The organism is Coxiella-like endosymbiont (genome assembly GCF_002871095.1).
Classification (GTDB): Bacteria; Pseudomonadota; Gammaproteobacteria; order Coxiellales; family Coxiellaceae; genus Coxiella.
The window spans coordinates 1-9,849 of sequence record NZ_NSHJ01000109.1 but is presented as its reverse complement, the minus strand read 5'-3'; the positions used below and the strand labels follow the sequence as shown (position 1 = coordinate 9,849).

Sequence of the window (9,849 nt, the reverse complement as noted above, 5' to 3'; positions counted from 1 at the left end):
CTCGTAACCATTCTAACAGTTCTATTTTGTCATTGGCGCGCAAAATGTTATGCAGGGTATGTTCATAAGAATCTTCAGGCATCAGTTCATACCCTAGAATTAATAAAAATAAATCATGATTTCCAAGAACTATTAATGGTGAAGAAAGAGATTTGATAAATCGCAATACTTCAAGGGAATGAGGACCACGATTCACTAGATCACCGACAAACCCTAATTGATCCTGAGAAGGATCAAACTGAATGAGAGTTAATAGTTCTTTTAATTCCTGATAACATCCCTGTACGTCACCAATAATATACGTACTCATGCATCTTTACTCTAATAAATTTCCTCTCGAATTGGCAAAATTTTATTCGTTAAATGAAAATAAAGTTGTGTAACCGTGTTGTGGAATAGATCTTGCAAAAAATGAATTTTTGTAGTGTAATCATGATAATGCTTGACTCCAAATTCCTGATCCAGCACGGTCCATAGGTTTGCGGTACCATCGACAATGCCTAGTTGTGTGGCTTCTTTACCCGTCCAAAAATCACCTGAAAATAGTTTCTCATAACTCCCCCGTAATCGGCTTCCTCGACCAGCAATAACTGTATTAATGAAATTTTGATGAACTTGTTCAAGTACCCTTTTGACTTTAATAACATCCTGAGCATCTAAAGGTTCAAAGGGATCTAAACGATCTTTATGAGAGCCTGCTATAAATAAGCGTCTTGTCATTCCCAGCTTCTGTAAGGTATCTACAAATCCAAATCCTCCCATAATTACACCAATTGATCCGGTAAGAGTATTATTATTAACGTAAATTTTATCAGCCGCTGTAGATACTAGGTAAGCACCCGAAGCAAGTTCATCTTCTCCTAGGACGACAACCTTTTTATGGTATTCTTTTTTTAATTCAAGAATTTTGTCATGGATAATGGAAGCTTGAACAGGACTACCTCCGGGGGAATTGATTAATAAAATAACCCCTTTCGAGTTTTTATCAGAAAATGCGTTCACTAAATTAGGTAAAATTTGATAGGCCGAAAAAGAAGTATTCGACATAATTGGTCCATTTAAGCGCATTAAAGAAACATATGGGGTATCATTTTTTTTAGCTGCTAATTCTGAAGTTGAGGGAGTAAAAATTAAAATAATTAGGAGTAATAAAATAAACATCCAAGCTGCTAAGCGAATATTTCGCCATCGTCGTTCTGAGCGACGATCTTCAAAAATAGTATTAATCAATGTGTTTTTAAGATAGTCATCATTCATGAAATTAAGCCCATCAGATCTTTTGATTTTAGTAGGGTACGAGAAAGGGATCTTCAACGCAATACAAAATTTGAGTGTTGAAAACAGTTTTTTAAAATTAGTAAGCTAGTTATAATGTCAATAGATGTAAAATATAATTGAAAGCAAGAATAAGATATGTTAGTTTAATGATAAAATACAAGTTTAAGAATTTAGAGCGTTCCATAAATAATTAATTAATAATTTATAGTAATACAGAAGGGTAGGAAAGATGTGCCACTATTGATAAAAAACGATAATCACCATGAATCAAGACTTTTATTGTATATTGCATTTAATCGCAAAAGTATATGAAAAGTTAAACTGCCTTCACTAAATGATCCATTTTTTAATAAATTAAGTATATAAGTAAAAAATTGCATATGAGATGCAAGGGTGTAATCAAAGTTATAAAAGTTACTATTTTTGAAGTAAATGATACTTTTAGGAATAAACAAATACCATTTAAATTTAAAATCAAAATATAGCTAAATTTCATAATATAAAACAAAAGTTATATTTATATGTATTGTAAGATATAAGAAGTTACGATTACCGGTAGCAATTTGTGCTAAAATGATCAGCATCACTTGTAATATTTTATTGTTTTAACAACCAACTGCTTTTAATGGATACTCTTGTAACCTAGGCTATAACACCCAACTAGAAATCTTAAACACGTAAGAGAGAAGGAAAATCCTTAAATTCAGAATGATTTTGAAGTTGAAAGAAGGAAGTTACAAGGCTGACTAAAATAGTGAATTTTTCTCTATTTTATGACTATCGTTCATAAAAAAAAGTCTTACTAATTTTTAAGAACTTATTATTAGAAGTTGTATGTTTTTAACTGGGTTAAGAGCATGGACTGAAATATTAATCTTAATACTATAAATCTATAGTAGAAGATTCTATATGAGTCATCTCATTAGTAATCTATATTTTTTATATTTATTTTTAAATAAGAAAAGCTATTTATTAAGATGGTTTATAAATATATCGTTGATAATTAGTAGTAGGGGTTTCTATTACCTAGACCTAGAAATTAATACCTGAATATCAAATAATAAATGCAATCAAACGATCCATGCAATCAAACGATACATAAAACACCTCCAAAAATTAGAATTTCTGGAGTAGAATTTTGAATTCTCCTTGATTTTTAAATGCAAAAAATTTTTTTGAAGTTTTTTTAAAGAGATTAGTAAAGAGATTAGTAAAAAAACTATCTTGAAAAATGACGAGATGTTGAGAGCAAAAGAAATCAGCCTTGATAGAATTATTTTTTTATTTTTAAGCTTTTTGATTAGTTAGATAAAATAAATTAATTGAAGTATAGGGTCACATAGTACCTTAAACTTGGCAATAAAGTACCTATTTTAATATAGTTTTCTCTGTCTACTAAAAACATTTAATAGTATTTTTTGAAAAAAAGAATAGAAAAAATATAATATTTAGCTGAGTAGCAGCTCAGATTGATTGAAGTAAAATCATAATACTTGATCCATATCAAGATATCCATAAGTGTTTTTATAATCAATGAGAACCATATTTAATTTTTTAGCAAGTTCTATTACAACGCGTTTTTAAATATCTAAAAAATATTTCAACTTTTAGCTACAATCTTATCTGCCTGATAAGATTCTGCCAGATCTGTACGCTCTAGAAGCTTTAATAGTTTCTTCAAGATTGAGATTAATTGGGATAGAAAATTTACTACTGTAAACATAGCTGAAGAATTTTTAATTACGTAAGCGGTATTCAAGATAACTTAATTCTGTTCAGCCAGTTCTCCGTTTCAAGTAGAATTACTTGTTTTTTTGTGAGGAGAAAATTGATAGCGGTCAGTAGTAATATGTTCATGAGTTCATAGTATTCCCCCTGATTATTCAACTAGTGAGCTTTCTTAGAGAGCATTACTAATTTTAATAAAATCTTTTACCGTTAATTCTTGTGGGCGTGATTGAAAATTAATACCTATTGTATTCCATTGTTCATAAGGTAATAATTTTTTAAGCGCATTAGCAATTATTTTTCGACGATAACTAAAAGCCTCTTTGACAACTGTACTGAATTGATTCAAATCCTTTAAATTTTCGGTTTTCATTTTTCTGGGAATCAAGTGTACAAAACCTGATTCTACCTTGGGAGGAGGAGTAAAAGCATGAGGGGGAACGTTAAATAAGAAACTATTATTGCAAAAAAACTGACTCATAAGACTTAAGCGACCATAATGGGGACTTCCTACCGGAGCCGTTAATCGCAACACAACTTCTTTTTGAAACATAAAATGCATATCTTTAATAAACTCTATTTGAGTAAATAAATGGAACAGTAAAGGGGTCGCAATGTTGTATGGTAAATTACCTACAATACGGAGTAATTTATTGTCGGTTTCTAAGCTGGAAAGATCAAATTGTAATGCATCCATTTGATAAATATTTAATTTTTTTTTAAAGAGAGAATATTTATTTTGTAGCAAAGTCGCAAGATCTCGATCAATTTCCAGTAGAATTAATTTCGCACATTCATTGATTAAAAAATCACTTAAGGCACCCTGTCCGGCTCCAATTTCTATTATTGTGTCTTCTTGTTGAGGATTAATGGCCGCAATGATTTTTTTTAGAATAATTGGGTCCTTAAGAAAATGTTGACCAAAACGCTTACGTGACAGATGGAATTTCTTCATGTGTTCTCTACTACTAATTTAATTGCTGTAATTAAGCTTTTTTCATCTGCTAATCCGGTTCCTACGAGGTCAAATGCGGTTCCATGGTCTACAGAAGTACGTACATAAGGTAAGCCAAGTGTCATATTTACAACAGAACCAAATTTTAAAGCTTTTATTGGTCCTAATCCTTGATCATGATACATTGCTAAAATAGCATCACAACTTTGAATGCTCCGAGGTGTGAATACAGTGTCGGCTGGGAGGGGACCTATAAGTGAAAAACCCTCTTGGTTAAGAGCTTTAACAACAGGAATAATTGTTGATATTTCCTCTTTCCCTAAATACCCATACTCTCCTGCATGAGGGTTTACTCCACAGAGAGTAATAGTAGGTTTTTGAATTGAAAAATATTTTTTAAGACTCGTGTTCAGAAGGCGAATACATTTTTCTAATGATAATTTTTCAATTAAATTAGAAACTTGAGATAATGGAACATGCCTCGTATATAACGCTACTTTTAAGGTATCTGCTACAAAGAGCATTAAAGTTTGATCTACCTTTGCGTGCGCCGCTAACCATTCAGTATGACCGGTAAAAGGAATACCGGCATCATTTATGACTGTTTTGCTTATCGGCCCTGTTACTAGAGCTTTATAATGTCCATTTAAACAACCCTCCGCAGCAACCTCAAGTGTTTTTAAAACATATTGTGCATTAGCGGGAGTTGGTTTTCCCATTATAGATCGTACTTTTAACGGAATATGCCGTATTGTTAAATTATGTGGAATTTTGAGACTAAGAACTTTTGCTCTTTCCATTAATAAGCCATGATCGGCAATGACAACAAGAGGTATTGAAAGCTTATGTTGTAGCATCTGGATTACAATATCCGGACCAATTCCTGCAGGTTCTCCGGGTGTAATAACGATAGGAGTAGTCATCAGAAATTCATGTAAATATGAACGTAAGAGGAACGACGTAATTGCCCCAACCATTGTTGTAAGGCTTTTGCAAATTTTTTCTGATAAACGACCTGTTGAATTTGCAAATTATTAGTGATATCTAGATTTTCTTTATCTAGTAATTTAACGAGATGAAATCCATTGGGAGCTTGTATGGGCCCTACTACTTCATTAGGCTTTATTTTACTGATGGAGTTTAAAAAGATTTGAGGAATATTATTAGTTGAGCGCCATCCAAGATCGCTACTGCCTGGATGAGCGGACATGGCACATTTAAAATCTAATCCTTTACGAAGTTGTTTTAAAATTAAAAAGGCTTTTTCCCTTGCATGATTGATTTGAGCTTGAGTAGCAATTTCCGGCACTCTAATTAATATGGTAGCCACATGATAACGAGTAGAAGCAACTTTTGCTGGGTGTTGTTTTTGAAAAGCTAGAAGGTCCAATTTACTAATAGTGATATTATTGCCTATTACTTGCTGTTGTAATTTAGAAATGAGTAATTGTTTGCGTATTTGGTTACGAAATTCTCGATAAGAAATACCTTGCTGAGTGAGTTTTTCTTTGAAATCTGATTGAGATAACTGATTTTGCTCTGTTATTTTAGCAATAATTGCATTTATTTCTTCGTCACTAGCTTTAATTTGATTTCGTTTAGAAAATTGTAATTGTAATTTTTCATAAATCAATTGCTCCATCACATGTTTTCGAAATATTTTTTTATTAAGTATAGGAATGTGATATTGACTAAGTTGTTTTTTAATCTCGAATAAAGCGTGATTGAATTCATTTTGAGTAATAATGTCATTATTGACTACCGCAGCAATTTGATCTAATGGTTCCTCCTGTATAGCGTTAAGTTTGGAAAGAGCAGATTGTTGTGCCATGCTAATGGTGCTTATTGTAATTAGAGATATTACCATTAAATGGATAATTATTTTAAACATCATTGAGCTCATATCAATGGGAAGTTCATATATCGTGTTAAATAACGATGTTCCTGCATTGCAGGAGCGTTTCCAAAATCACCCAACCCTTTTAACTCGAGTTGCACAAAATAGCTGGTATTGTAACTATTTTTAAGGCTATTATCTGGGTTAACAATTGAGTCTATGTAAGTTCGGCGTGCAATAAGACTCAATGTCCAGCAACACGTATTGTATTGTACATCAACAGCGACTACTTCGGTATGATGACGATTGAAATCGTATCCCAAATAGGTCCTGGTAGACCATCGAACAGAAAGAGGCCAATGTATTGAAAGATAACTAATACCGGTGTTAGTGCTATAAATATTGTTTGGTATGGTGTTCCTAATACTAGGCCCTGAAATAAGTTGACCGTTATCATGCACGAAAATATAACCTATACTGACTTTATGTTTTTTATTAGCATAACTTATTACTGTCGAAGAATTATTAGTTTGGTGAAGGTTAAGATTCCATGCTATGCTACTGGTTAGGGACCAGTGAAGAAAAGGGTAATAAATAAGTTCGCCAATAATGGGCGAGAAATGAACATAAAGGGGTGTACATTTTTCAGAAATGCAAACACGTTGGTTTTTAAGTAAATACATGAAACCAAGGTTAGTGGTTAAGAGTGGAGCCCCAGTAATGCTATTAAAAATAGCAGAAGTAAGCCCCAAGCTTAATTGATTCGCATTTTGAAGACGATCATCGCCAGTATATTGATTTAATCCAAATAATTGCTCAAAAGCAAAAGGTAATAAAACGGTATCAAAATTAGGTAATTTATCTTGATTTTGATAAGGAACATACAAATAAAAGAAACGAGGTTCAAGCGTTTGGATAAAGTTATTGAGTCCCCAGAGACTCAAATTTCTATCGAAATAAAGCCCGAAATCAAAATCAAAAATCGGTAATAAGCGGCTGGCAGTTTGTACCTGATCGCGTTGAAAATGTTTAACATTATAGGCTGTTACATCGGCCCATATTTGGGGAGTGATGTAGCCAGATGCAAAATAAAAAGGAAAGCTTAAACCAGGCCGCATATGCAAACGTTGCCCAATGGGTTTATCAGTTGTAAAATTACTTTGATAACTGAAATTGATTACTTCCGCATTAATATTAAAGTCTATCTTGGACGTAATATTTGGATAATACGCATTAACATCGAACTCAGGAAGTCGATCGTATTGATCAAAGGCAGGGGCTAAAATTTGTGAAATTAGGTGAAGTGTCTGATAAGCTTGAAGCATACCATTAAATTGTCCATATAATCCACTATACTGCAAATCAATTTGATTTAAAAGTTGATTAGAGAGGGAATTTTCATTCATTAGGGCCGCTAAATCTTGGAAAAAATAAGGGTCTGTAACGTAATTTAAAATAATATTGGATGACCATTTTGGATTAAAAGCCATATATTCATGCATTGAAAAAAAGCCGCGTTGATTTTTCATAATTTTTAATTGATTAAGATAGGGTAAATACTGGGGATTATTAACATAATAAGGATTAGAAAATTTCCTTAAAGTTTCTTCCCGAAACCGCTGGAAGACCTTATCGTTAAAGAGATAGCTTACGTACATGTCGCCGCTACTTATAACGCTTAAAAAGCGAAAACGTGCGTTCATATTGAGACCGCGCGTAGTCATAAGTTTAGGGGTTAAGGTAAAATCATAGTTAGGTGCCATGTTCCAGTAAAAAGAAAGAGAAACAAGCCCCCCTGAACTACTGTTAAAACCAATGTGAGGAGTTAAAAATCCCGTCTTTCGATAATGATCAATAGGAAAGTTATAGTAAGGAAAATAAAAAACAGGCATACCATAAAACCGTAATAACACGTTATAAGCTTCTCCTTGATGTATCTGTTTATTGAACACTAACGTCGTAGCACTAAGCCACCATGCAGGGTGAGTGGGATTACAAGTGCTGTAGGTAGCGTGTTGTAAAGTCATAATTTGGGATGTATCTCGGGTTGCTTTTTTTGCTGTGCCCCAAGCATTAAAAGGATCATTAAATTGTAGAATATAAGATTGATCGTTATAAAGTCGATATGCTAAATTTTTTAACACTCCTCTCTTGGGGTAAAGAGTTAATTTTCCTTGATCTGCCACAATTAATTTACCAGCTTCACGTAAACGAACATGCCCAATGAGAACAATTTTATGAACTTGACCAGTTTTTTCATCTTGATATATGTAAGCTTTATCGGCATTAGCAATACGCCCCGGCTGACTAACAACCACATCTTTTTGTAAAATCGATAGTCCTTTAGCTGTTATAGTGGAAGAACCTTTAGCAGTAATTATGGTGCGTTTTTTTTTCGCTGTAGTAGGATGCTGCTCTGTAAATTTGTTTACTATTAGGGGTTCTTCAAAATAACCATGACAAAAAAGATAGATTTTCTCAGTAGGAATCCATCCGAGGATATTTGCAATGTGTTTCTGGAAGCGATAGAAAGACAATCCCTCCGGTAAGGTTTTAGAAATGAGACGTTGTTTAAATGAAAACATTTGGGTAGCTTTGCTTGCTTTTACAGAAAAACCAAGTTCTTGAGAAAAAAGCAAAATTATAATAAAAAAAAGAACAATAAATAAATTTCTTAATTTCACTGTAAGAATTTCTTTTTAAGTTTTAAGCTATAGTAAAATGATAACCTCTTTAAGGACTGTTTCACTATGATTAATAGTAAAATTCTTGTGATGATGGGTAGAAAATATTCTTGAGCAAGGATTGTAAGACCCCTGTGCATCGTGTAATAAATAGATGGGAGAGTCATTTTAATAAATTTCCCTTTTTTATTATCTAGTTCATCTAGGTTTTCAGAGTGATTTGTGAGTTTATTGTTTTCAGGTCATCTTAATATAAGGATAAAATTCCTTAGTGAACAAAGAATTTTATAAAGCCTTTGTTAGACAATCGTTAAGTCATTTATAAAAATTAGGTTAAACATTGCTCATTTAAACATTCCTCATATTTAATAACAACAAAAACAGTTTTTTGTTGTTAGAAGATTTTGGACATAAATTGTATGTGGATGCTTTGATAGATAGTGAAATATAGATAGTGAAATGCTGAATAACCTTATAATATCATGCTGGTTTTAATAATATATTGATTATTCAATTTTATTAAGAAATAGAATTTTTTTGGATCAATATGAGTCTGATCTCTTTGATCTTGAAATAAAGTTTTTCGTGCTTGGTATTTTGAAAAATATTTAGAAATTTTATTGTCTTTCAAAGACAAAAATATTTTAGCAACTATTTTAGTTGTTGATTAAGTATGCTTTATCGTAATATTTTTAAGTATTTGTAAAGTATATTATTAAAGTATACATCAGGATTAACAATTATGTAATTGAATTTTTGTAGTTGAACAGGATCAGCCGAGAATTTTAGATTTTTAAAATACTCTGTAGGGGGGGAGCTGTGTAGCTTATAATTTACTTTTTTAATTAAGAGTTTGTTATATCAATTGGCTGTCCAAGTAAATTAAGCGCTGGATATTATCGTTTTATCATCAAGTCTATTAAAAGAAGTTATTTTAAAAGTTGTAATCCATAATATTTTTGTTGCTAGTTTTGATTAAATCGGTTTAGAACGTCATTTAAAGTGTGTAAGTTGTATGAGTTTTTTGTTGGATTGAATGAACAAGATCACAGAAACTAAATAATTTGTAATATATTTTAAAAATGATATGGTGTATGGAAAGAGTGTGTGTATGCTATTTTGCAGATGCTATTCCAAGTTTAAAAACTAAAGCTATTTCTTAAGAAGAAATGAGTTAGATTGCAGTGGATTGATGAAAGGCATGATTAGTTTTAGATAAGCACAGATTAATGAGAATAATAATATTATTACTCAAGTTCTCTCCACTACTCAGTTGAAATCTCTCTATAGATATACTATTATATAGTATATAGTATTATAGAGATATAATATAATATACTATTATAGTAGTATTATAGTAGTATTAT

Annotated in this window: 6 protein-coding genes; all 6 read right to left on the bottom strand. The window is 31.8% G+C overall.

What is annotated here, in order from left to right; genetic code table 11:
- On the bottom strand, window positions 1-310 hold a 310-nt coding region (locus CLERM_RS02435), incomplete at its 3' end, for a metallophosphoesterase (RefSeq protein ID WP_195909780.1).
- 11 nt (window positions 311-321) lie between these two features.
- Entirely contained in the window at window positions 322-1,257 is a 936-nt protein-coding gene (locus CLERM_RS02430; RefSeq protein WP_102156843.1) for a S49 family peptidase, read from the bottom strand.
- A 1,921-nt stretch (window positions 1,258-3,178) separates the two neighbouring features.
- Complete coding sequence (rsmA, locus tag CLERM_RS02425; RefSeq protein ID WP_102157008.1) at window positions 3,179-3,961, bottom strand: 16S rRNA (adenine(1518)-N(6)/adenine(1519)-N(6))-dimethyltransferase RsmA; 783 nt, start codon at window positions 3,959-3,961, stop codon at window positions 3,179-3,181.
- Entirely contained in the window at window positions 3,958-4,884 is a 927-nt protein-coding gene (pdxA, locus tag CLERM_RS02420) for a 4-hydroxythreonine-4-phosphate dehydrogenase PdxA (RefSeq protein WP_102157007.1), read from the bottom strand. The genes rsmA and pdxA overlap by 4 nt, the downstream gene beginning before the upstream one ends.
- Window positions 4,884-5,852 (bottom strand): SurA N-terminal domain-containing protein, encoded by a 969-nt coding sequence (locus tag CLERM_RS02415; RefSeq protein WP_102157010.1) that lies wholly within the window; start codon window positions 5,850-5,852, stop codon window positions 4,884-4,886. Before CLERM_RS02415 ends, pdxA begins: the two co-directional genes overlap by 1 nt.
- A gap of 8 nt (window positions 5,853-5,860) precedes the next feature.
- Complete coding sequence (locus CLERM_RS02410; protein WP_236905162.1) at window positions 5,861-8,482, bottom strand: LPS-assembly protein LptD; 2,622 nt, start codon at window positions 8,480-8,482, stop codon at window positions 5,861-5,863.
- Between the last annotated feature and the right edge of the window lie 1,367 nt (window positions 8,483-9,849).

Excerpts from the sequence above, each read along its gene's own strand:
- CLERM_RS02430 (WP_102156843.1), bottom strand. The coding sequence starts at position 1,257 with ATGAATGATGACTATCTTAAAAACACATTGATTAATACTATTTTTGAA.
- rsmA (WP_102157008.1), bottom strand. The coding sequence starts at position 3,961 with ATGAAGAAATTCCATCTGTCACGTAAGCGTTTTGGTCAACATTTTCTT.
- pdxA (WP_102157007.1), bottom strand. The coding sequence starts at position 4,884 with ATGACTACTCCTATCGTTATTACACCCGGAGAACCTGCAGGAATTGGT.
- CLERM_RS02415 (WP_102157010.1), bottom strand. The coding sequence starts at position 5,852 with ATGTTTAAAATAATTATCCATTTAATGGTAATATCTCTAATTACAATA.